The organism is Zoogloea sp. (genome assembly GCF_028693495.1).
In the GTDB taxonomy this organism is placed as follows: domain Bacteria; phylum Pseudomonadota; class Gammaproteobacteria; order Burkholderiales; family Rhodocyclaceae; genus Zoogloea.
Genome location: NZ_JAQUVG010000053.1, coordinates 1 through 23,068, shown reverse-complemented (window position 1 = coordinate 23,068; position 23,068 = coordinate 1). Strand labels below are relative to the sequence as shown.

Genomic DNA, 23,068 nt, shown 5'->3' with positions numbered 1-23,068 from the left:
GTGGTCACCAATATCGGCATGGGGGATCACCTGGGTCTGTCCTATATCAGCACCGTCGAGGATCTGGCGGTGGTGAAGCGGGTCATCGTCCAGAACGTGGCGCCACACGGCACCGCCGTGCTCAACGCGGCCGATCCGATGGTGGTCAAGATGGCCAGCACCTGCCCAGGTTCCGTGCTGTTCTTCGCCGTGGATCCAAACAACCCGGTTCTGGCGACCCATCGGGTCCAGGGCCATCGGGTGGTGTTCGTGGACCACGGGGCGATCGTTGCCTTCCAGGGGGAAGAGCGGTTCCGCGTACCCCTGGCCAGCATCCCGATCACCCGGAATGGCACCATTTCCTTCCAGATCGAAAATGCGATGGCCTCCATCGCTGCCGCCTGGGCCCTGGGGCTGACCACCGAGGTCATCCTCGAGGGCGCTGGCAGTTTTGTGAACGATGCGGCCAGTGCACCAGGTCGCTTCAATGTATTTGATTACAAGGGGGCCACCCTGATTGCCGACTATGGCCATAACCCGGATGCCATCCTGGCGCTGGTTCAGGCCGTTGAAAGCATGCCGGCAAAGCGTCGTGCGGTGGTGATCTCCGGCGCTGGCGATCGGCGCGATGAGGATATCCGCGAGCAGACCCGCATCCTTGGCAAGGTGTTTGACGATGTGGTGCTCTATCAGGACGAATGCCAGCGGGGCCGTGCCGATGGCGAAGTGCTGGCCCTCCTGCGGGAGGGTCTGGAGGGGGCGCCCAGGACAACGGACGTGTGCGAGATCCGCGGTGAGTTCGTGGCTATCGATGCCGCCCTGGCCAGGCTGCATGCGGGTGACTTGTGCCTGATCCTGATCGATCAGGTGGAGGAGGCTCTGGAGCATATCGCCAGACGCATCGCCGAAGCCGGGGCCTGACCCTGTGCGGCCCCCGGCGTGACGCGCTGCATCATCTTGAAAGAGGCCCTCCATCGACAGACGGAGGGCCTCTTTCGCTTCCTGGATCCCGTCCCCCCAGCTCAGGCTCCGGATCGATCTTCAGCCTGTCCCCCCTCCCGCCGGCGTACCGCGGGGGTGCGTCAGGCTGCCTCGTTTCAACACCCACTCCCTTCAGCCCGACGGGTGAAACCGAAGCCGTTCCCCCCCAGCCCTGCGGGCTGAATGCAGATCATCAGACCCAGGGAGCGGGCCGAGCGGACGATGTCCGGGGGAAAGGACGCGAAGGGAACCGCCCGCTCCACCACCGATTTGACAAAGGCAATTTCCTCTGCCTGATCGCCTGAATGGAGAATCCGGAAACTCTTCAGACTGCCGTCAGGGTTGATCCGCACCTCCACGGCGGCGCCCTGGATGCCCCGGGCGCGTGGGTCGTTCTTGACGAAGGCCGCACTGCGATTCAACTTCTTGACCAGGGAGTCCAGATAGAACTCAAGGCTGAAGGGATCCACGGGGGGGCTGTCCGGAATCCGCTCGAGCAGATCCCGGGCCTCAGTGTGTCGTCCACCCGAGGGGCGCTCCCGGGCGATTTCCCTTGCCATGTCCAGGGAGCGCTCCGCGAGGCTGGGCGGGGGGGGCTTGCGGGGAGGTGCCAGCTCATCCAGGAAGCGGTTCATCTCCTCCTTCTCCGCCACACTCCAGGTAGGGCTGGATTCGCTGGACGGGATCTGGCTGGGGCTGGGCTTGCGGGCCGTCAGAATGCGTGGAGCGGTGTCCTTGGCGCGGGCTGTTTTCGGTTTCCGGCTTTCCGTTTGCGGCTTGAGTGGCGGCGGGGGCAGGGGCGAAGGACGTGCTACCGGTGCGGGCTCGCGGCTGACAAGCCGGGCTTCCATACGGACTCGATCCGCTGCTGGCCCTTCCGGCTTGCGTTGCGGAATCAGCAGGAAGAGGGCGTGAAGCAGGAGGGAGGCGGCGATGGCCGCCTGAAGGCGGCGCGGCGATGGAGCGTGTTGCGGGAAGGGCATCGGCGGATTCTATGCTGTCGTCCGCCGTCGTGGGAGGCTTTTAACATACCGAATCCCGTTGGCGAGCACCGCACTGGAGGACTTAGAATGATCGTCCTTCCACCTTGTCCGGCAGATGAGCACCGGACACCTATCCATGGACCTGTTCCTGCTTCTTCTGCTGATTCTTTTAAACGGTATTTTTGCCATGTCGGAAATGGCGGTCGTGTCATCCCGACGCGCCCGATTGCAGAACCTGGCCGACGACGGTAGCCCCGGGGCCCGTTCAGCCCTCGAATTGAATCAGGAGCCATCGGGCTTTCTGTCCACGATTCAGGTGGGTATTACCTCCGTCGGCATTCTCAGCGGTGCCATCGGCGAAGCGGCCCTGGCTGATCCGATTTCCGCCTGGCTTGGCGGGCTGGGAATGAACGAAGGTTATGCCAAAGGCCTGGCGCTGACAGTCACGGTGGTCGGGCTGACGTATTTTTCGGTGGTGGTGGGAGAACTGGTGCCAAAGCGTCTGGCCCTGCTGGCCCCGGAGGGCATCGCCACCCTGATTGCCCGGCCGATGGTGATCCTGGCCCGGCTGGCCCATCCGCTGGTAGTCGTGCTCTCCGGATCTTCCGCAGCGGTGCTCCGTTTGCTGGGTGCCCGACGCCGGGAGGAGCCGCCAGTCACCGACGACGAGATCAAGGTACTGATGGAGCAGGGGGCGGAAGCGGGAGTTTTCCACGAGAGCGAGCAGGCCATTGTGTCCAATGTGCTGCGTCTGGATGAGCAGCGTATTTCGGCCATCATGACGCCACGCCGGGAAATGTGCCTGATCGATCTTGAGCAGGGCCAGGATGTGGTGCTCCGGGAGCTGACGACAACGCCCTTTTCCCGGGTCGTGGTGTGCCGGGATGGTCTGGAAAACATCCTTGGGGTGCTCCAGACCGGGGACCTGCTGAAAAAGGCACTGACTGGAGAGCCGATTGACCTGGCTGGGATAGAGGCCCTGCTGCGTCCACCGCTCTATGTACCCGAAACTGTCTCGACGACCCAGCTACTGGAGAGTTTCCGGCGGGCCCGACTGCAGTTCGCGCTGCTCGTGAACGAATACGGTGACGTGCAGGGTCTGGTGACCCTGACGGATGTCCTGGCCGCCATCGTTGGCGAGCTCTCCGAGCCAGAGCGCCCGGAAGAACGGGACATGATCCAGCGGGAAGATGGCTCCTGGCTGGTGGATGGAGACGTGGGAATCGAGCGGCTCAAGTCCCTCCTTCATATCGTGGAGGATCTGCCCGGAGAGGAGGAACACTCCTACAACACCCTTGGGGGCCTGATGATGTTCGTCCTTGGACGCGTGCCTCGTGCCACAGACAACTTCGAGGCGGCTGGCTGGCGCTTTGAAGTCATGGACATGGACCGCAACCGGGTGGACAAGGTGCTGGTTGCCCGCTTGCCGGCCTCCCTGCCCGGGGCCCTCGAGGATTGATCCCATGCTGCATGTTCAGGGGCTGCACCACTCCCGGCGGTTACCCGAGCCCCAGGGCATGGACATCCGCTCTGGCTGGGCAATCGTTGAACGAACCCGCCCACTGGCCCCGTCGAACAACACGCTGAAACGGGCCGGTTCGGCCCACGCATCGCAATAGCGCCACTCCCAGACCAGTTCATCCCGGGCCCGGTAGTAGATGGTCCAGCCTGGGTAGGGAGGGCCCAACGTCCGCAGGACATCCTCCTGACTCAGCCCGGCCTGAATGTGCGCAAAGTGGGGCATTGTCAGCACGTTCTCGATGGTACTGACCCGGCCATGGGCTCCGATTGTCACCATCCAGGTCTGATAGCCCATCGGACTGGTAGTAAAGGCCAGGCGCTCGATACCCTCCGGAGTGCTCCAACGCATCGCGGGTGGCCCCAGGCTACGCTGGACTTCCGCCAGGGTGCTGACCCCAGGCCGTACTCCGGAGTGATCCAGGTGGCTGCAAGCGCTCAGCACGCTTCCCGCCAGCAGCAGGAGCAGGGCATGACAGCTCAGCCGCGCCCCTTGCCTCAGGGAACCCTCTCGGAATGAGCCTGTCAGTGCTTCCGTCTCAAATATCCTCAAGGTTGTCATGACTCTCCGCTCCCTTTGTCTAGGCCTGACGGCCCTGGCCAGTTTCGGCATGGCGCTGCCCGCCCTGGCCCAAGAAACATCTCCCCTACAGACCATACCGCGGCTGGATGTGGCGCGCTACATGGGGGATTGGCACGAGATTTCCCGTTACCCCAACCGCTTCCAGAAAAAATGCATTGGCCCGTCCTCAGCCAGCTATCGTCTGCTGGAAGATGGCCAGGTTGAAGTGATCAATCGCTGCCCGTTGTCCAGCGGCGAAATGAACGTGGCGGTAGGCAGCGCACGCCAACTGGGAGGGGCACATTCGCCGAAACTGGAGGTGCGCTTTGCGCCGGCCTGGCTCTCCTTCATCCCCGCTGTCTGGGGAGATTACTGGGTGGTGGACCTGGATGAAGCCTACCAGTTGGTGGCGGTGAGCGAGCCGCGCCGGGAATATCTGTGGATACTGTCGCGCCAGCCCCAGGTGGAGCCTCAGGCGTACCAGGCACTGCTCGACCGTCTTGCCGCACAAGGCTTCGATCTGCAGCGGCTGGAGAAAACGGCACTGGATGGGGCCGCGCGGAAGCAGCCGCACCAGCCTTAACGTTGCGGGCTGCCTTTCCAGGCTGGACGGCAGGTTTCGTGGAGATAGCGTAGCGCTCGGGTCTGGTCGGTTTCTTCGAGACTGGCCCGGGCCTCCGGGGCAAGATCGGACTCCCAGAGCCGCAGGATGTCCCCCTGGTATTCAAAGGGCACCACGTTTTCGATGAAGGACCTCACAGCTGTTTCGTTGAAGCCACTTTCCCTGTAGACCTGCCAGACCGCCAGGGCATCCTTCTTGCGCAACTGGGGGGCTGGCGCCTGGCCCGTGGCCAGCAGGAGCAGTACGGTGCACTGTACATCCGGGTGATCTCCCTTGCCTCCGGTCACTCGTCTCCAGACCTCTTCAGCGGCCCGGTCATGGTGGGTAACTTCGTCCACATCGCTGACATCAAAGAAAAACACCCCCGAAAAGCGGTCCTGATCCCGGTAGATATCGGCCGCATCATGTCGCTTCACGAGTTCCAGGGTTTCATTCAGAAAACGACTTGTGGCCCTGTCGAGCAGGCGCTGGGAGGCAGGAGGCAGGTCTGCCCGCCATTCTTCGAGCAAGCTGAAATCCGCTTTGCGTTTGCGGCACGCAGCCCCGTGAAGACGGGCAAAGCGTTCACCACCAAAGAACCCCTGAGGCTTCTTTTCGGCATAGAGCACCAGGAGGATGCTGTTGAGGACGGACTCGCAGGAGGTATGCCAGCCCTGAACATCCTTGCGAGTTGCTCCAAAATGAGCTGCCAGGGCATAGGTCAGTTCGTGCAATGCCTGATTGTTTTCCCGATGGCGCTTTTCTGCCAGGTAGCGGGCGAAGGTGATGGGCTCATCGAAGGTCCAGCGGGCGAGGAAGGGCTTTTCATCAGTGGCGGGGGAATGAACCGGCTCCAGAAAACTGTCCATGGGCAGCTTGAGGATGGCCCGCAAACGGTCAGCTCCCGCTTTGGACAGTGCCAGCAGGGTCTTGTCCACCAGAAGGGCTGCTGCCACCTCAATCCGACCCCCGGATTCAGCCTCCAGGGCCAGCCCTACCAAGGTGATCAGACGGGTCCGCGCAGCCTCCAGCTCGGGGCGAAGGTTGGCTGTACCGAAATGGCTGGCCAGCTGAACGATGGCTTTGGCACCCTCCCTGCGGAGGCCTGCCAGCCGGGTGGCGTCCAGCAGCCCCCGTGCCAGGGCATGGGTGAGTACACGCTCGAAATACGGGCGTCCATCGACGGTGGCAAGAGCCTTTTCAGCGGTCATCGCAGCAGGATCGATCAGATTGCGGATTCTTCTTCGTCCTCGTCCTGACGGGGAATGCCCGGTTCGGGCGACTCGGTCGGGAGGAGGGCGGCTTCGGCAGCCCGGCGCAGACGGTCCTGGGTTTCGATCACCAGCAGTTCGAAGGTATCGGGAAACTCATGGCGCAGTACCCACGCGGTTTCCATCCAGTCTCCATCAGCCACCTCGGAGCGGGACATGCGGGGGCGGACCATCTCGACTGCATCACCGACCTCCAGACCCTGATCCAGATCGTCCCGTTGCTCGGCGTCCCAGGTAGAGACCCGTTTGGGTGCAAAAGCCCTTTCCGCGTCAATCTCGTTTTCGAAAATGCCGTGATAAGCCAGGTTATGCAGGGCCTCGTAGTGATCAGTGAAGTAATCGGCCAGCACGCGAACGCCTTCATCGTGTTCCGCCAGGCATTCCAGCACTTCAACGCAGGCGGCGGCATCCCGATGCATCACCGAGTTCATGGTGTTACGCAGGCGCGGCACGTATTTTTCCAGGGGTTCGCCGTACTTGCGTTCGAGCACGACAGCATCGACGAACTGTTCCGGGCTGATCACCAGATTGATGACGGACTCCTTGCTGGAGTCGAATTCGCGCAGCACCGCGAGCACGTCCTTCGGGGCCATCTCGTCGAGTACGGCGACCAGGGCATGATCACCTTCTTCTTCGGCAATGGCCACCAGATGGGATTCTGCTTCGGCGATCTCGCCGGCAAGGATCAGGGCTTGGGTCTGCTTGATGACGGGATGGGTCATGAAAACACTCTGTTTAGCGGTCAATGGCATCGAAGCCTTGTTCGGACATCCACCCCTCACCGGATTCGCCGAGGTCGTCCACGTCGTCAGCCTCGTCATCGCCGGCCATGCTGGCGGCACCCGACCGGCGGAGGTCTTCGTTGAGCAGCCATTCCAGCACCACACAACTCACCAGAAAGGCATCACCATCAGGCTCGTGGAGCACCAACTCAATCAGGGGCTGCGCCCAGGGGGCGACTTGCAGCGTCTGGACGACATCCTTCCAGCGGGGAAATTTGCCCAGCCCAGGCGTGCCCCGGGCGGCCTGATCAATGAGCTTGCGCTCCCGGATGGTAAAGGCGCCATGGAAGACCGGCGCCACCATGTCGGGGGCTTCCTCGATCATCGGCAGCAGGAAGGACAGGGCATCGCGCTTTTCCTTCAGACGCTTGCCAAGAACATCCTTGCCTTCACTGTCGGAGCGAAGATCGTCGATTTCGCTCTGATAGCGTTCGGCCAGGTCTTGAAAGTAGATGGAAGTCACAGGGTCACTTTGTCAATGTAGGCGTTCCACAGGGAGGAAGCTTCCTCCAGGGGCTCATCAATCAGGTTACGACGCCGCAGTGCATCGTATTCACGTCGCCGGTCCTCATCAGCAAGCACTTCGTAGGCCGCCTGGGCCTCCCTGAACAGGGATGCCGCATCGGGAGATGGGTTGCGGTCTGGGTGATAGAGACGGGCAGCCTGACGGTAAGCAGTCTTGATGGCCTCCTGCGAGGCGGCCGGTGAAACGCCCAGAATGTCGTAGGGGTCTCTCATGAAATTTCGATGACTCTGGGTAAATCAACAGCCCAGGATTCTAACACGCGGGATTCGACCGACCGAAGGGCAGGCACAGGCTTGAAGCACCTCACCAGAGCCCCTCCCACTACTTCTGAAAATTACTGTTTTCAGAAGTGACCGAGGAGCTCTACTGCTCTTCCGGGTGGCGTGCCGCCTGAGGCTCCCCCACACCGGGGACAGGTGCTTCTTTACCTCGCTTTGGCCGGACGGCTGCTTTCAACGGCAGACGGCTTCACGCCGGTTGCCTTTTCAGATGCGCCAGTTCAGCCAGGGCTTCAGCGAGCGCGGTTTCTGCACGCTGGGCGCGGACCGTTTCAGCAAGCCTTACATCCTCTACGGCCCGGGCCCGGGCTTCAGCTGCAGCCACCGCGGATTCCTTGCCATGGGCCGCATCCGAAGCAACCTTGAGCTGGGCCTGGAGACGTTCGATACGGCCCTCGGATGCGGCCAGGGAAGTTTCGATCTGACGGGTCTTGGAGACGGCTTCGCGAAGCGCCGCTTTAGCTTCTTCAGTCTGTTCCCTCAAACGGGTTTCGCGCTCCTCGCGGTTGGCCAGTTGCTGGCGCATGTTCATCAAGTCGGCCACTTTTTCCTGGCGAACCAGATCAATCTGCTTGAGAAGCTGCTCCCGCTCGGCGCCTGCACGCTCCTGCTCTTCTTTCAGCGAGGCGCTGTAACGGTCGCGATCGGTTTGCAGCAGACGGGTCAGGCGTTCAGTTTCGAGGGCGAATTTCTGCTCTCGACTTTCGGCCGTGTCTTCCAGCAACTTGATCCGGGTTTCCAGGCCTTCCCGCTGACGCAGGAATTCCATGGCCTGATTTCGCAGATCGTTGATGGACGCGTCCCGTGCCTCGATGCCCACGCTCAGCTGCTCCACGCGCGTCGTGGCCTGAGCCAGCAGCGCCTCCAGCTCTTGAATGCGTTCGCCTGCGGCCTGGAGACTGGCCCGATAGGATTGCTGCTCCTGCTCGAGTTCCTGCCGGCGCTGGGCAAAAATCTGGTCGGAATGCTGCAGGCACAAGGACCAGATCCTGGCCATGAAGCTGTCGGCCGAAGCCACCAGCTCGTCGGGCATGCCCGGCATGCTGCGCTGACGAAAAAAGGCAGTACCGGTTTCCCGACGCCATTGATCGATGTAACGCTGGACAATCTCGCTGGAGCCTTTGTTGCCCAGCTCGGAATACACCAGGTTGAAGGAGGGATTTTCTCCCTGAGAAAGCAACTGAAAACAGATCTGCTCGACTGCTTCGAAGGTGACGCTGCTGCTGCGTGCCATGATCGAATCCTTGATCGTGTCGATACGGGGGGGTGTCTGATGAGCCATCACACTGGGCGTGATTCAAGAATAGCATGCGTGTACGCACGTAAAACGTTTAATATGTAACGCCTTCGGTGCTAATAATCAGGCTTCAGAAACGCTCTCGCAGCTTTGGTGCGTTCAAGGTTCAAATTCAGCCTGGCTCACTGTCAGGCGTCTTGTCACGCCCGCTTTCCCTCACTCCCTCCCAGGGTAGCCGGTGCTTCTGGGCCTCATCGTGCCAGCGCTCCTCTTCCTCGTGGATGTAGCGCTGGGTAGTCCGGGCATCCGTGTGGCGGGCATCTTTCTGCACGTAACGCTGGCTGATGCCACTGTCGATCTTTGCCGTAATTCCCGTATGCCGGCCCCAATGGGCTGAAGCCGCACGAAGCTTTTCCTTCTTGTGCTCGGCCTCCGGGGGGAGTCGCTCTGCGGCCGCGTAAAAGATCTTTTTGAGGATCTGGTTAAGACGCCGGGCGGTGATCGGGCTGCCATCCCGCAGGGAGGCCAGCAAGGGTGTCGTGTCATCCCTGCGGGGTACCGCAGTGAGGCCCAGGTGCTTGCGATAACGGATCAGGGCCTGAAGCATGTCTTCGGCGACCGGTACCTTCGCCTTCTTTCCCCCCTTCCCCACCACGTGCCACCACCACAGGCCACGTTCCTCCCGGAAACTGTTCATGCGGTGGGTTTCCAGTTCCCCCGCCCGGGGCGCCAGCATGTAAAGAGTGGCTGCAATGAAGCGCGCCCGCTCATACTCATCCCGCCCCTTTTCGGCGTCTCTGGGCATCGCCTCGATGGCAGCGGTCACGGCCTGCCACATCTGTTCGTCCAGAAAACGTTCAATCTTCTGCACTTCATCGGTGCTGGCTACCGCCCGCAATGGACCTTCCGCCTGGGCCGCCATCTTGCGGCGACGCTGACGGATCAGACCGAGGGGGTTGCCCAGTAGGTAGCCGGCGTCCACCAGGTAGCGCATCAGGGAATTGATGGCAGCCATTGCGGTCAGCACAGCACTCTCACTCAGGGGCCCGACAAAGGGCCGCCAGCGCTCTGACTTGCGGTCTGCCTTGGGGCCACACCACAGGGCCGCGGGCTGGGGGTCTGCCAGAAAATTGAGGTAGCCCTCGAAATCCTGACGATTGAGACTGGACAGCGGACGGGCGCATTCGACCAGAGCCCAGAGCAGCAGGCGCTCGCATTCACGCTGGTAAATCCGGAAGGTTCCCGGGGATCGATCGTACTCCGCCAGAAAGCAGCGGATGGCGTCGGCATCGGTACTGGCGCTGATCTGAAGCCGGCCTGGATCGGCCCGGTTTTCGCCCTGACTTCCATCCAGATGAGGCGGGATGCTCAACTCGTCGAGAGGACGGAGAGCGGACAAGGAAGTAGCGCTGGAGGGTGAAGGAGGCTTTGCGTGCATGAGCAAAGTGTATCCCGACCCGGCGGTGCCTGACGACGTAAACAGACCTTACCTGCACTCAATAACTGTATATAATTACAGTATTAAAGTGCAGTGCATCGGACACCACCCGAATGATGCGCTCCAGGTCTGCCCGCTGCCGTTCAACCCTGAATCAAGGAGTCAATGATGGAAATCCTGATGTGTCGCGTACTGATGATGACCGGTGTTTTGGTGGGTGTTCTGCTGGCATGACCTAACGGCTGGCGGCGCGTTCCTTGCGGATCAGTTCAGCGATGTCCGTATTGTTGTATTTGAGCGCCCAGCTCTCGGCGGTTTCGTTCTGATCATTTCTGGCCTCCAGATCCGCGCCAGCCTTGATCAGCTGGACGACGACTTCCTCGTGGCCGTTGCGCGCGGCGAACATCAGGGGGGTCGTCTGGTTTGGGGCCTGGGCGTTCGGATTGGCACCCTTGGCAAGCAGGGTTTCAACGATGGCTGGCCGTCCTTCGAAAGCGGCATACAGCAACGGGTTCCAGCCCGCGTGGTCCATGCTGGCCCCAGCTGCAATCAACTGTCGGGCAATTGCGGTGTAGCCCCGCAGACTGGCCAGCATCAGCGCCGTATCACCGGCGCTGTTACGCGCATCCAGCTTGATGCCCCGCTGTTGCAGCAGTTCCATTACCACCTTGGGTTGATCTTCCCGAGCGGCAAGAATCAGCAGGGTATTACCGAAGGCATCCGTGGAATTGACATCCATTCCTTTCTGGACCATCTGGACCACGGCCCCCCCGTCGCCAAGCTTGGCTGCGTTCAAAAGGTCATCCAGAGAAGCGGCCTGAACCGGAAAGCTCAGTGCCGCAGCAAGCATCAGGCCCGCAAGATGACGGAACCGGGGGGCAAGGCGAACAATGGGTTGGATCATCTCTGCGCGTCCTTGAACAAGCGAAAAAAATTATTGGATGTTGTCTCGGCAACGAGATCCAGGCGTTCTGCCCGGGCGGTGGCCACGGCCTCGGCCACATGGCGCACGTAAGCGGGCTGATTGGTCTTGCCGCGATAAGGTACCGGAGCCAGGTAGGGGGCGTCGGTTTCAATCAGCAACCGGTCGGAAGGCACGTAGCGGGCCACCGCCCGCAATGAATCGGCGTTCTTGAAACTGACAATCCCGGAGAAGGAAATGTAGAACCCGAGGTCCAGAGCCTGCTCGGCCACCTCCCTGCTTTCGGTAAAGCAGTGCATCACCCCGCCGGGTTGGTCGGCCCCCTCCTCCTTCATCAGTCGCAGGGTATCGGCAGCGGAGTCGCGGGTATGGATGATCAGAGGCTTGCCACAGCGCCGCGCCGCACGGATATGCGTGCGGAAGCGCTCCCTCTGCCATTCGGGCTGATCCTTGTGCCAGTAGTAATCGAGACCGGTTTCACCAATGGCGACCACCTTGGGGTGCCTGGCCAATTCCAGGAGCCGGTTTTCATCTGGCTCTTCGACCTCCAGGTTGTCCGGATGAACCCCCACCGATGCGAACAGATGGGCATGCCGCTCTGCCAGACCCATGACACCCGGCAGGGTTTCCAGCTTCACGCTTACACAGAGGGCATGGGTCACGCCGTTGTCGCGCATGCGCTCAAGAACGGCAGATTCGTTTTCGATCAGGTCTGGAAAATCGAGATGACAGTGGGAGTCGACGAACATGATGTCAAATGGTGTGAGTGGGTCGCGAAGAGCTGAGATGGCCGGCAAGGATGGTCTCGATGCGGCTGCGAAGCCCCTGGCCCGCTTCGTCATCCCCGAACTGGACCCCGATGCCCTGGGTCTTGTTGCCCTGGGCTCCAGCGGGGGTCAGCCAGGCCACGGTTCCGGCGACGGCATATTTGGTGGTGTCGTCCATCAGGGAAAGCAGCATGAAGATCTCGTCGCCCAGCTTGTAGTCCCGGGCCGTCGGCACAAAAAAGCCACCATTCTTGATGAAGGGCATGTAAGCCGCGTACAGGGCAGACTTGGAACTGATGTTCAGGGACAAGACACCGGGACGCGCGGCGAGAGGACGCTTGAGGGGTTCGTTCATGGACGGGCCGATGAAGCGGCCGCCTGCAGGCTTCGGGCGTACCGCAAGAGCATGTCTTCGAGAAAAAGTCGCGGGTTGAGCGGATGCTGGGCCACTCGCCGTGACTGGGTGATTTCATTGTAGCAGCCGAGGGCCGCGTCCACGGTCAGGCCGGCGGACAGCCCCTGCAACACATCGCGCCGATCCGGGAAGAACCGTACAGGCCCCTGGAGGCGCAGACTCACCAGGTCGGCAATCCAGCGCTGCATCCAGGACACCAGGGTTGGCATGTCCAGCCCGGCCGCCTGGGCATCCTTGTTCTTCAGCCAGCTATCCCACTCCGCAGCCAGTTTCAAGGGAGATTTTGCAGGCAGGCCTGCCAGATCGTTTGCAAAACGCAGGCGCAGGCTCGCTCCGCCACTTTCTGCAAGTGTCGCCGCGGCCAGAGGCATGCCGCTCGAGAAGGCCAGCAACGCTTCTGCCTCCCCAGCGCCACGCCCGGCCAGCCAGCGGGCAGCCATATGGGCAGGGGGCCGGGGAAAGGGCCAGGATTGGCAGCGGCTGCGAATCGTGGGCAGCAAGCGCTTTGGCGTGGCTGACACCAGCAGGAACAGGGCGTTGGTGGTGGGCTCCTCCAGCAGCTTGAGCAGTGCATTGGCCGTGAACAGGTTCATGGCGTCTGCCGGATCCACGATGACCACCCGCTGGCCGCCCCGATGTCCCCCCGTCGTCAGCGTCTGCTGGAGCACCCGGATCTGCTCAATGAGAATCTGGCGGCTGGCCGCCTTTTCCGGCTTGTCGGATTTCTCGGCCTTGCTGCCCTCTCCCTCCACCAGGGCGTCCTGGTCTGCCTCGGGCAACACGCGCAAGAGATCTGGATGATTGCCCGAGAGCCGCCACAGGCAATCCTCGCAGAGACCACAGGCGTGCCCCTGCGGGCCCGGGGTGGCGCACAGGACGCGCGCCGCCAGGGCTTCCGCAAAATCGCGCTTGCCTCCCCCGGCAGGGCCTGCCAGCAACAGGGCATGGGGCATCCGCCCCGCACTGTCCAGCACCTTTTGCCACACTGCAGCCTGCCACTCATGAATCATGGAAAGCACCTAGCGGCAACAATGTCTGCCACTTCCTGACGGATGGCTTCGGGGGTCCGGCTGGCGTCTACAACACGGATCCGGGCCGGATCTGCTGCCGCCCGACGCAGATAGGCACAGCGGACTTTCTCGAAAAAATCCACCTGCTCCCGCTCGAAACGGTCTGGTGCGACGCCTGTTCCGGCAAGGCGCGCTGCAGCAATCCGGGGTTCCAGATCGAAGATCAGGGTCAGATCCGGCTGAAAGCCGGAATGAACCCAGTCCTCAAGCACTGCAAAACGTTGCTCATCCAGTCCCCTCCCCCCAACCTGGTAGGCGTAAGTGGCATCGGTAAAACGGTCGGAAACCACCCATTTCCCAGCGTTCAGACTGGGCTCGATCAGATCGACAAGATGTTCCCGGCGTGCTGCGAACATCAGCATGGCCTCGGTATCCAGGCTCATGGATTCGTGGAGAAGCAACTCGCGCAACTTTTCCCCGAGCGGCGTTCCCCCAGGTTCGCGGGTTTGCACGACAGGAAGGCCGCGAGCCTTGATCAGGGCCACCACGGCGGCGATCTGGCTGCTCTTGCCAGCACCGTCGATGCCTTCAAAAGTGATGAAGCAGGGTTTCACGGGGTGCGTTTCCGGATGTAGCGGGCCACCGCCCGATTGTGTTCTTCCAGGGTCCGGGAGAAGGCGCTGGAACCGTCGCCCCGGGCGACAAAATACAGGTAATCAGAACTGGGCGGGTTGAGGACTGCTCTCAGGGAAGCCACCCCGGGCATGGAGATCGGGGTTGGGGGAAGCCCTGAGCGGGTGTACGTGTTGTAAGGAGTGTCCGCCTGCAGGTCCCGCTTGCGGATATCCCCGTCAAAGGCCTCACCGATACCGTAGATCACGGTGGGGTCCGTTTGCAGGCGCATGCCCTGGCGCAGACGATTGACGAAGACCGAGGCCACCAGAGGACGGTCTTCGGCCCGGCCGGTTTCCTTTTCGACGATGGACGCCATGATCAGAGCTTCGTATACGGAAGCATAAGGCAGGCCCTCCACCCGTGCGTCCCATTCTCTCAGGATGATCTTCTGCTGCTGACGATAGGCCCGGCGCAGCACATCCAGGTCACTGGATCGCTTGGCAAACAGATAGGTATCGGGAAAAAACAGCCCTTCCGGATGACGGGCTGCAGCTCCGATGTGCTTCAGGATTTCCTCGTCGGCGAGCCCCGCGCTGTCGTGCTCCAGATCGGGGTGACGGTCAAGCGCTGCGCGAAACTGGCGGAAAGTCCATCCTTCAATCAGTGCCACATCGGATTGGCTGACATCTCCCCGGGTCAGCTTGTCCAGCAAGTCCAAGGGAGCGACCCCCTGTGTGACCCGATAGCTGCCAGCCTTGATGTCGTTGGCCTGGCGCGTGATTCTGGCCAGGGTGACCAGCATCAGTGGCGGCACATCGATGCCGGAGCTGACCAGCTGTCTGACCACCTGACGCATTCCAGAGCCCGGCTCGATCGTGAAATCCAGCGGGGTCTCCTTCAGGCGCAGTGGCGTATGGGCCCACCAGGTGGCCATTCCGGCGAGGCCGAGGAGAGCAGTGAGCAGAATCAGGAACAGGGGAAAAAACAGGCGCTTCATCAGGGAACTTGGCGCAGCAGGAAGCAACGAACAGGGTGGGCGGAAGGGGATGACGCCGCTCGACGAGAATGCGTGATGCAGATGCGCGTTGCCGCGATCCCCTTGCAGCGAGGCCCTTATAATACCGCAAAGCACCGCTCCTTCTCCCTTCGCGGCAGGAGCTGAGCCCCACCGAGAGTCCCCGTCGCAACAGGATCAAAAACACAGATGAACGCTAATTGGCAAACCCACCTTGAGGGCAAAGGCGCCCGCTTCTCCGAGTTTTCCGTTGGTTTCCATGAGGACGAACGACTGGATGTGGTCGCCGCCGAGAAAGGCACCGTGCTCGTACCCCTGTGTCAGCTGGGAGCCATTCGTGCCACCGGCGAGGACGCAGCGGCTTTCCTGCACAACCTGTTCTCCAACGATGTGAAAAAACTGGGCCCCAACGAGGCCCAGCTCACCAGCTTCAACAGCCCCAAGGGGCGCATGCTGGCGAGCATCCTGCTGTGGCGGGAGGGCAATGATTACCTGCTGACCCTGTCCGCCGACATCCACGCCGCCATGTTGAAGAAGCTTTCCATGTACGTGCTGCGCTCCAAGGTGCGCCTGATGGACGACAGCACCGACAGCGTGCTGATCGGGCTGGCGGGCCCCCAGGCAGGCGCCGCCCTGGAAGCAGCCGGGCTGCATATTCCCGGGGCAGTCAAGGCGACAGCCTCCGGCGTCGCGACCGTCGTGCGTCTGGAAGGTGCCCGCTTCATCGTCTCGGCACCTCTTTCCGAGGCGGCCGGGCTGTGGGACATCTTCGCGGCTGCCGGCGCCGTACCCGCGGGGAGCGCAGCCTGGCGCTGGCTCGACATTACTCAGGGCCAACCCAGCGTCACCTTGCCCGTGCAGGAAGAGTTCGTCGCCCAGATGCTCAACTATGAGCTGATTGGTGGCGTGAGCTTCAACAAGGGCTGTTATCCCGGCCAGGAAATCGTCGCCCGTACCCATTACCTGGGCAAGCTCAAGAAGCGCATGTACCGGGTGCATGGGGACGTGGATGCCCCGCCCGCACCGGGCACGGATGTGTACGCCGCGGAGTTTGGCGAGCAATCTGCAGGCAAGGTGGTCATGGCCGCACCCGCGCCTGCCGGTGGTGTCGACGCACTGGTTGTCCTTCAGACGGCCAGCGCTGAAGCAGGCTCCGTGCACCTGGACAGCCCTGACGGTGTCCCCCTCAGCTTCCTGCCCCTGCCCTACGCCCTGGGCTGATCCAGTGCAGCTCCACCATTACTACATCTATTACCCGGTCCGGATGGGCAGCGAGGCTGACCTGGCCCGCTGCCTCTATAACACCCAGGCTGACCTGGCCAATGAAACGGGGGTATTGGGGCGCTTTCTCTGCAGGGCCGACGACCCCTGGACCTGGATGGAAATTTACGAGAACGTGCGCGATGTGGAGCGCTTTGAAGCAAGCCTGGCCCGACTGGTAACCCAGCACGGCCTTGAGCGCTTCATTGAACATGGCGGGCGCAGGCACCTGGAACGCTTCATCCCATGTGCCTGATTCTTGTGGCATGGCAGGTCCATCCAGCCTATCCCCTGGTAGTCGCCGCCAACCGGGATGAATTCTTCCGGCGCCCCGCCCTGGCAGCCCGCTGGTGGGCAGATCAGCCCGGAGTGTTTGCCGGGCGCGACCTGGAAGCCGGTGGCACCTGGCTGGGCCTGAGCCGGGACGGCCGGTTCGCCGGCCTAACCAACTACCGGGATCCGCACAACATCCGTCCCGGCACCCCGTCGCGAGGGGAGCTGGTCGCCGGTTTCCTCGCCAGTGACGAAAGCACCGAAGATGCCCTGAAACGTCTCCGCGTGGAAGGCCCCCGCTACAATGGCTTCAACCTGCTGGTCAGTGATGGCAGCAGCCTGGGAATCTACGAAAGCCAGAGTAGTCAGGCCCGGCTCCTCACGCCGGGGGTGTATGCCCTCTCCAATCATCTGCTGGACACCGCCTGGCCCAAGGTTGTGAAGGGTAAGTCCAGGCTTGCCGCCGCAGTGAATGCCTTGCCGGACGAGACGCCTCTCCTAGACATGCTTCGGGATGACCGGCCAGCCCCTGATGAACAACTGCCCCGTACCGGAGTCAGCCTGGCCTGGGAGCGCATGCTGTCCAGCGCCTTCATCCGGGCGCCAGGTTACGGTACCCGCTGCTCGACGGTCATCCGGCGTGACTGCGAAGGGTGGACCCGCGTTACCGAAACCACCTGGGATGCCGTAGGCCTCCCGGCAGGGCAGGTCACCGAAAGCTTCCGCACCACCTGCGCCTGATCCGTTCCTGCTCCCTCCAAAACCAACCCTCCGTCTGCTCCGTCCGCTCGCATGTCCGTCTCTCCCCGATACCGCACCCTCCTCCCTTCCCTGGATGCCTTTGCCAAGGTCAAGCCCGGCCAGCGTCTCGACCTGCCGGTCATGGCCGGCTCCGCCGACGCCCTGGCAATTGCCCGGCTGGCCGGCGGAGGGCAGATGCTGGTGGTGATCACGTCCAATCCCCTGGATGCGCAACGACTCTCCGACGAGATTGCCTGGCTGGCCCCCCAGTTGCGGACCCATCTCCTGCCCGACTGGGAGACCCTGCCCTACGACAGCTTCTCCCCCCATCAGGACCTGATCTCCGAGCGCCTGTCCACGTTGTATGCCATCAGCCGCGGAGAGGCCGATGTGGCCCTGGTTCCGGCGTCCACGGCGCTTTATCGCCTCGCTCCGCCCGCCTTCCTGGCGGCCTACACCTTTTTCCTGAAGCAAGGGACTCGGCTCGATGTGGATGCATTGCGTACCCAGATGACCGTAGCCGGCTACGCCCACGTGACCCAGGTGATGTCCCCCGGCGAATACAGTGTACGTGGCGGACTGGTGGACCTCTATCCGATGGGTTCGGCCCTGCCTTACCGGATCGACCTCTTCGACGACGAAGTGGAAAGCATCAAGACCTTTGATCCAGACACCCAGCGCACGGTCTATCCGGTCCAGGAGGTGCGGCTCCTGCCCGCCCGGGAGTTCCCGATGGACGACCAGGGGCGCACCCGCTTCCGGGGCCGTTTCCGCGAGACTTTCGAGGGAGACCCGTCCCGCTGCATGGTTTACAAGGACGTCTCGAATGGCATCGCCCCGGCGGGCATCGAGTACTACCTTCCCCTGTTCTTTGACGAAACGGCAACCCTCTTTGACTACCTGCCAGCCCAGGCGCCGGTTCTGCTCCATCGGGACGTTCCAGCGGCGATCGAAGGTTTCTGGAAGGATGCCCGCAGCCGCCATCAGTTGCTCGGAGGCGACAAGACCCGTCCCATCCTGCCTCCGGAACACCTGTTCCTCTCCGAGGAAAGCTTCTTTCTCGCCCTGAAAGAGCGTATCCGCCTGGCCCTCCCGGCGGGCACCCCCAATGGGCCGGTGGAGGCACTGCCCGAGGTCTCCGTCGAACGCAAGGCCACCGACCCGCTCCATCGCTTCAAGGCCTTCTGTGCCGGCTTTCCCGGACGAGTGCTGGTATTGGCCGAATCCGCAGGCCGCCAGCAGACCATCAGCGAATACTTTGCCGACTATGGTCTCAAGCCTGAAGCCAACGCAGATTTCGACGGCTTCCTGGCCGGGACGGCCCGCCTGAGTCTGGGCACCGGGCCCCTCGTGACGGGCTTTGTGCTGCCTGAAGCCGGTTTTGCCATCGTCACCGAATCCGAGCTCTACGCAGCTACCGCACGCACCCGCACCCGCCGCGACAGCCGCAAGGCCGCCACAATGGAAGGCTGGCTGCGCGACCTGTCCGAGCTCAAGCCCGGTGATCCGGTCGTCCACTCCAGCCACGGCATCGGCCGTTACATCGGCCTGGTGCACATGGACCTGGGCGAAGGCGACACGGAGTTCCTTCACCTCGAATACGCCAACAGCGACAAGCTCTACGTTCCCGTCTCCCAGCTGCACGTGATCACCCGCTATGCTGGCGCCGACCCCGAAGCGGTTCATCTGCACACCCTGGGATCGGGCCAGTGGGAGAAGGCCAAGAAGAAAGCCGCCCAGCAGGTCCGCGACACCGCCGCCGAGCTGCTGGCTCTGTACGCCCAGCGGGCGGCCCGCAAGGGCCACAAGTTCGATTTTAAACAGCACGATCTGGAAGCCTTCGCGGACGGTTTCGGTTTCGAGGAAACCCCCGACCAGATGGCCGCCATCGAAGCCGTAGTGGCCGACATGAAGTCCGGCAAGCCCATGGATCGCCTGGTGTGCGGCGACGTGGGCTTCGGCAAGACCGAAGTGGCCCTGCGCGCCGCCTTCATCGCCGTGGCCGACGGCAAGCAGGTAGTAGTACTGTGCCCCACCACCCTGCTGGCCGAGCAGCACTACCAGACCTTCGCCGACCGCTTTGCCGACTGGCCGATCAAGGTGGCGGAGCTCTCCCGCTTTAAGAGTGCCAAGGAACAGGCCGAAGCCATCCAGCACCTCGGCGAGGGCAAGGTGGATATCCTGATCGGCACTCATCGCCTGCTGCAGAAGGACGTCACCTTCAAGCGCCTCGGTCTCGTGATCATCGACGAGGAACACCGCTTTGGCGTGCGCCAGAAGGAAGCCCTCAAGGCCCTGCGCAGCGAGGTGGACATCCTCACCCTCACCGCCACCCCCATCCCCCGCACCCTGGGCTTGGCTCTGGAAGGCCTGCGCGAGTTCTCGGTGATCGCCACTGCGCCGCAGAAGCGCCTGGCCATCAAGACCTTTGTGCAGCGCCACAGCAAGGGCATCATCCGCGAGGCGGTGATCCGCGAATTCAAGCGCGGCGGTCAGGTGTACTTCCTGCACAACGAGGTCGAGACCATCGAGAACATGCGCGAATCCCTCGAAGAGCTGCTGCCCGAGGCGCGCATCGTCATCGGCCATGGCCAGTTGCCGGAGCGGGAGCTGGAGCGGGTGATGCGCGACTTCACCACACAAAGGGCCAACCTGCTGCTGTGCACGACCATCATCGAGACCGGCATCAACATCCCGACCGCCAACACCATCATCATCAACCGAGCCGACCGCTTCGGTCTGGCCCAGCTGCACCAACTGCGTGGCCGGGTCGGGCGCTCCCACCACCAGGCCTACGCCTACCTGCTCACCGACGCCCACGCCAAGCCCACCGCCCAGGCCCAGAAACGCCTGGAGGCCATTACCATGATGGAAGAGCTGGGTTCCGGCTTCTACCTGGCCATGCAGGATCTGGAGATCCGCGGCGCCGGTGAAGTGCTCGGCGAAAACCAGTCCGGCGAGATCCAGCAGGTCGGTGTCAGCCTGTACACCGAGATGCTCAAGCGCGCAGTGCGTGACCTGCAGCAGGGCAAGGAGCCCGACCTCAGCCAGCCCCTTGAGGTGGTATCGGAAATCAACCTCCACACGCCGGCCCTGCTCCCCAATGACTACTGCAGCGACGTGCAGGAGCGCCTCACCCTCTACAAGCGCCTGGCCAACTGCGACACCGAGGGCGATCTGCAGGCCCTGCAGGAAGAGCTCATCGACCGTTTTGGCGACATGCCGTCCCAGACGAAAACGCTACTGGAAACCCACCGCCTGCGCATGCTGGTCAAACCCTACGGCGTGGCCAAGATGGACGCCTCCGAGAGCCAGATCAGCATCCAGTTCGGGCCCCATGCCGCCATCGATCCGGTCAAGGTGATCCTACTGATCCAGAAGGACAAGACCCTCAAAATGGCTGGCCCGGAAAAGCTGGTCAAAAAACTCGCCACTCCCGATCTGAAAGCCAGGGTGGCTGCCGTCAGGAACCTGCTGGAAGCAGTCAAGGCCTGACCCGTCGAGTTGCGGCCCGGGTCTGCAGCGGGCTCCGGTCCAGTGCTAGTCGCCCACCTGTCGCAACATGCCGGCGAGCAGTTGCTGCAGCACCGCAGGTTCGAAGGGCTTGTCGCATATTCCGGAGACCCCGGCTGCCTGTACTGCGGCCAGCCGGTTCTGGTTTGATTCGCTGGTCACCATCAGGATGGGGACATCCTGCTGCCAGCTGCGGGTACGTACATATTCGACGAAGGCCCGCCCATCCATTTCGGGCATGTTGTAGTCGGTAACGATCAGGTCCACCATCGTATCGGCCAGCAGGGTAACCGCCTCCTTTCCGTTATGGGCCTCCATGAAGTGCCGGAGGCCCATGTTCTCGAGCACCTTGCGGATGAAACGGCGCGAGTTGACGCTGTCATCCACCAGGAGCACCCGGATCGACTCCAGATCAAAATCATCCTCAAGCAGATGGCTGCTCCCCAGAAGATCAAGACTGCGGTTGATCGCGGTGGCCAATTGTGCAGACGTAAAGGGCTTTGGCAGGATCACACAGGCACCGGACTGGCGGACAGGCTCCAGAGCCTGAGGGCGGGTTTCACTGGAAATCAGCAGAAAGGGGATGTCCACCAGCCTTCCCTCGGCACGCATACCTTCCACCAGCTCGTTTCCAGTGCCATCCGGCAAATAAAGTGCGGATATCACCAAGTCAGGGCGACGGGCCTGCATGGCATCAATCGCCTCGGCCATAGTCGTCACGATGCTCACATCGTACAGGCCGATCTCATCGCACTCGGTGCGGATGATCCGTGCCTGCAGAGCGGAGGGCTCCACCAGAATCGCACGAAGATGTTCAAAGCGCTGCGTTTTGATCATCGGGGACTTTCTACAAAGAACACAAGAGTGATAGCGAGCAGCCAGGAAAAATCTTGAGGAGGAATCTTCTCCCAGGGCACCATCTCACGTTTTAAACAATATTAAATTGATAATTTCATCAAATTTCTCTAAATTCAAGCGGCACATTAATATTCATGCGCCACCATGATCGCGCAGCTCCACAGACATTGTCCTCCCAGCCTCCAGGAATGCTTACGTGCATAGCCCAACGCTGCTCCTGCTGACCCTGATCCTGACAGGGCTCATGGCCTGTGTACTGGGCGCGTTTGCCTTCTTCAACCGCTCGATCAGGGGAATGCCTTACTGGGCAGCCTCCTATGGCTGCGGCTTCATCCTGTGTCTGGCCTTGCTGCTTCGCTCCTCCACCCCCGGTCTGGCCTCTGTCCTGCTCACTCAAGCCCTGATGTTCGGACTGGCCTATCTCAATTACGCCGGGGCCCACACCTACATGCAGCGCCCCGGCCGCCTGTACGGCGCCGGAATCGCCGGCCTGCTCCTCATGCTGGGTCTGATGGCAGCACTGACTGTTCTGTACCCTCAGCCAGCGCTAAGGGTGGGGATAGCCAGTGCCGTGAGCGGCACCCTCTTCCTGATGGGGGCCCACTGCGTCGCCCGGGGGCGACTGGGCATGCATCCCGCCCGCTATGCCTATGCCCTGGCCTCCGGCATGCACGGGGCCTTCATGGTGCTCCGTCCCTGGGGATTCGTAACCGAAGGGCAAGGCGTCTGGCTGGTCAACCAGGCTGTATCAATACCGGGGCTGATCATTCTGGAATCCATTGTCTCCCTTGTCCTGATGGCCTTCGGCGTTCTGATGCTGGCCAACGAGCAGACCCAGACCGCCATCAAGCACCTGGCTGACCGGGATGCCCTGACAGGCGTCTTCAATCGCAGGGCCTTCATGGTGCACTTCGACAAGGCGGCACAACTCTCCCGACGCAGGAAGACATCCCTGGCCATCCTGGCGGTGGATCTTGATCATTTCAAGCGGATCAACGACACCTGGGGACACAAACAGGGAGACGACGGGCTGCTCCATTTTGTGAAAGTGGCGCAGCACTGCCTGCGCAACACGGACCTGATCGGACGCATCGGAGGAGAAGAGTTTGCCGTGATCCTGCCGGACACACCGCTGGATGAAGCTGCACTCGTAGCCGAGCGGCTGCGCACGGGGCTCATGGCCGCAGCGCTCCCGGCAGGGGAACAGGAGGTGATGACCATCACGGCTAGCATCGGAGTGACCCCCTGTGGTCGCGACGAGCCCCCTGAGCTTGCCTTACAGCGGGCAGACCAGGCGATGTACCAGGCCAAACGAAACGGCCGTAACCAAGTTTACATCCTGCCGGCACCTTCCCTGCATGAACAGGGTAACCCGGATGCCCACTCTCCGGACCCCCCTCGATGAAGCGCATCATCTCGCCCGCGTAAGGCGTGTCGTACACCACCCCCAACTGCTTCAGGTGGCGCAGATACGCCAGGTCGTCGCCCGTCGCATTTTGGCGCACCTGCTCTCGAAAAGCGGC

At 62.1% G+C, this 23,068-nt stretch carries 23 protein-coding genes; 8 read left to right on the top strand and 15 right to left on the bottom strand.

Features of this window, described 5'->3' with window-relative positions; all coding sequences use genetic code 11:
• Positions 1 to 900: cyanophycin synthetase (locus PHD22_RS10195; protein ID WP_299865965.1), on the top strand; the 900-nt coding region annotated here is incomplete at its 5' end.
• A gap of 176 nt (positions 901 to 1,076) precedes the next feature.
• Here PHD22_RS10195 and PHD22_RS10190 read toward each other — a convergent pair.
• The gene (locus PHD22_RS10190) at positions 1,077 to 1,943 is read right to left on the bottom strand and encodes a hypothetical protein (RefSeq protein WP_299865962.1); all 867 of its coding nucleotides are present in this window, start codon (positions 1,941 to 1,943) and stop codon (positions 1,077 to 1,079) included.
• A 136-nt stretch (positions 1,944 to 2,079) separates the two neighbouring features.
• Here PHD22_RS10190 and PHD22_RS10185 point away from each other — a divergent pair, with 136 nt between their 5' ends.
• Positions 2,080 to 3,402 (top strand): hemolysin family protein, encoded by a 1,323-nt coding sequence (locus tag PHD22_RS10185; protein WP_299865959.1) that lies wholly within the window; start codon positions 2,080 to 2,082, stop codon positions 3,400 to 3,402.
• Between the two features lie 15 nt (positions 3,403 to 3,417).
• Here the strand turns inward: PHD22_RS10185 and PHD22_RS10180 are convergent, their stop codons facing one another.
• The gene (locus tag PHD22_RS10180) at positions 3,418 to 3,906 is read right to left on the bottom strand and encodes a hypothetical protein (protein ID WP_299865956.1); all 489 of its coding nucleotides are present in this window, start codon (positions 3,904 to 3,906) and stop codon (positions 3,418 to 3,420) included.
• A gap of 115 nt (positions 3,907 to 4,021) precedes the next feature.
• Here PHD22_RS10180 and PHD22_RS10175 point away from each other — a divergent pair, with 115 nt between their 5' ends.
• Positions 4,022 to 4,606 carry a lipocalin family protein gene (locus PHD22_RS10175; RefSeq protein ID WP_299865953.1) on the top strand — a complete coding sequence of 195 codons (585 nt, stop codon included), beginning with the start codon at positions 4,022 to 4,024 and terminating at the stop codon, positions 4,604 to 4,606.
• On the opposite strand, the gene PHD22_RS10170 is transcribed toward PHD22_RS10175, so the two are convergent.
• The 12 genes from PHD22_RS10170 to mltG all read right to left on the bottom strand — a co-directional run bounded on the left by PHD22_RS10170 (position 4,603) and on the right by mltG (position 14,882).
• Positions 4,603 to 5,835 (bottom strand): hypothetical protein, encoded by a 1,233-nt coding sequence (locus PHD22_RS10170; protein ID WP_299865950.1) that lies wholly within the window; start codon positions 5,833 to 5,835, stop codon positions 4,603 to 4,605. The genes PHD22_RS10175 and PHD22_RS10170 overlap by 4 nt on opposite strands.
• A gap of 14 nt (positions 5,836 to 5,849) precedes the next feature.
• Positions 5,850 to 6,617, bottom strand: a complete 768-nt coding sequence (locus PHD22_RS10165; RefSeq protein WP_299865948.1) for a hypothetical protein — start codon at positions 6,615 to 6,617, stop codon at positions 5,850 to 5,852.
• 13 nt (positions 6,618 to 6,630) lie between these two features.
• Positions 6,631 to 7,140, bottom strand: coding sequence for a hypothetical protein (locus tag PHD22_RS10160; RefSeq protein WP_299865945.1), 510 nt, complete (start codon positions 7,138 to 7,140; stop codon positions 6,631 to 6,633).
• Complete coding sequence (locus PHD22_RS10155; protein ID WP_299865943.1) at positions 7,137 to 7,415, bottom strand: DnaJ domain-containing protein; 279 nt, start codon at positions 7,413 to 7,415, stop codon at positions 7,137 to 7,139. Before PHD22_RS10155 ends, PHD22_RS10160 begins: the two co-directional genes overlap by 4 nt.
• 256 nt (positions 7,416 to 7,671) lie before the next feature.
• The gene (locus PHD22_RS10150; RefSeq protein ID WP_299865941.1) at positions 7,672 to 8,715 is read right to left on the bottom strand and encodes a DNA-binding protein; all 1,044 of its coding nucleotides are present in this window, start codon (positions 8,713 to 8,715) and stop codon (positions 7,672 to 7,674) included.
• A gap of 175 nt (positions 8,716 to 8,890) precedes the next feature.
• On the bottom strand, positions 8,891 to 10,156 hold the full coding sequence (locus tag PHD22_RS10145; protein WP_299865938.1) for a site-specific integrase: 1,266 nt from the start codon (positions 10,154 to 10,156) through the stop codon (positions 8,891 to 8,893).
• 235 nt (positions 10,157 to 10,391) lie between these two features.
• Positions 10,392 to 11,060: an ankyrin repeat domain-containing protein gene (locus PHD22_RS10140; RefSeq protein ID WP_299865935.1), complete on the bottom strand. Its 669-nt coding sequence runs from the start codon at positions 11,058 to 11,060 to the stop codon at positions 10,392 to 10,394.
• The gene (locus tag PHD22_RS10135) at positions 11,057 to 11,827 is read right to left on the bottom strand and encodes a TatD family hydrolase (protein WP_299865932.1); all 771 of its coding nucleotides are present in this window, start codon (positions 11,825 to 11,827) and stop codon (positions 11,057 to 11,059) included. The genes PHD22_RS10140 and PHD22_RS10135 overlap by 4 nt, the downstream gene beginning before the upstream one ends.
• 4 nt (positions 11,828 to 11,831) lie before the next feature.
• Positions 11,832 to 12,200, bottom strand: a complete 369-nt coding sequence (locus tag PHD22_RS10130) for a PilZ domain-containing protein (RefSeq protein ID WP_299865929.1) — start codon at positions 12,198 to 12,200, stop codon at positions 11,832 to 11,834.
• Entirely contained in the window at positions 12,197 to 13,270 is a 1,074-nt protein-coding gene (gene holB, locus PHD22_RS10125; protein WP_299865926.1) for a DNA polymerase III subunit delta', read from the bottom strand. Before holB ends, PHD22_RS10130 begins: the two co-directional genes overlap by 4 nt.
• Positions 13,267 to 13,884 carry a dTMP kinase gene (gene tmk / locus PHD22_RS10120; protein WP_299865923.1) on the bottom strand — a complete coding sequence of 206 codons (618 nt, stop codon included), beginning with the start codon at positions 13,882 to 13,884 and terminating at the stop codon, positions 13,267 to 13,269. The genes holB and tmk overlap by 4 nt, the downstream gene beginning before the upstream one ends.
• On the bottom strand, positions 13,881 to 14,882 hold the full coding sequence (gene mltG / locus PHD22_RS10115; protein ID WP_299865920.1) for an endolytic transglycosylase MltG: 1,002 nt from the start codon (positions 14,880 to 14,882) through the stop codon (positions 13,881 to 13,883). The genes tmk and mltG overlap by 4 nt, the downstream gene beginning before the upstream one ends.
• 207 nt (positions 14,883 to 15,089) lie before the next feature.
• On the opposite strand from mltG, the gene PHD22_RS10110 reads away from it, so the two are divergent.
• Genes PHD22_RS10110 through mfd form a run of 4 tightly spaced genes read left to right on the top strand, consistent with a single transcriptional unit; the run spans position 15,090 to position 20,669 of the window.
• Positions 15,090 to 16,121: a folate-binding protein gene (locus tag PHD22_RS10110; protein ID WP_299865918.1), complete on the top strand. Its 1,032-nt coding sequence runs from the start codon at positions 15,090 to 15,092 to the stop codon at positions 16,119 to 16,121.
• A gap of 4 nt (positions 16,122 to 16,125) precedes the next feature.
• Entirely contained in the window at positions 16,126 to 16,416 is a 291-nt protein-coding gene (locus PHD22_RS10105) for a DUF4936 family protein (RefSeq protein WP_299865916.1), read from the top strand.
• A complete protein-coding gene (locus PHD22_RS10100; RefSeq protein ID WP_299865914.1) occupies positions 16,407 to 17,174 on the top strand; it encodes an NRDE family protein in 768 nt (255 codons plus the stop codon). The genes PHD22_RS10105 and PHD22_RS10100 overlap by 10 nt, the downstream gene beginning before the upstream one ends.
• 51 nt (positions 17,175 to 17,225) lie before the next feature.
• Entirely contained in the window at positions 17,226 to 20,669 is a 3,444-nt protein-coding gene (mfd, locus tag PHD22_RS10095) for a transcription-repair coupling factor (protein ID WP_299865912.1), read from the top strand.
• A gap of 45 nt (positions 20,670 to 20,714) precedes the next feature.
• On the opposite strand, the gene PHD22_RS10090 is transcribed toward mfd, so the two are convergent.
• Positions 20,715 to 21,524 (bottom strand): response regulator, encoded by an 810-nt coding sequence (locus PHD22_RS10090; RefSeq protein WP_299865910.1) that lies wholly within the window; start codon positions 21,522 to 21,524, stop codon positions 20,715 to 20,717.
• Between the two features lie 217 nt (positions 21,525 to 21,741).
• On the opposite strand from PHD22_RS10090, the gene PHD22_RS10085 reads away from it, so the two are divergent.
• Positions 21,742 to 22,950, top strand: a complete 1,209-nt coding sequence (locus PHD22_RS10085; protein WP_299865907.1) for a GGDEF domain-containing protein — start codon at positions 21,742 to 21,744, stop codon at positions 22,948 to 22,950.
• Positions 22,951 to 23,068: the final 118 nt, after the last annotated feature.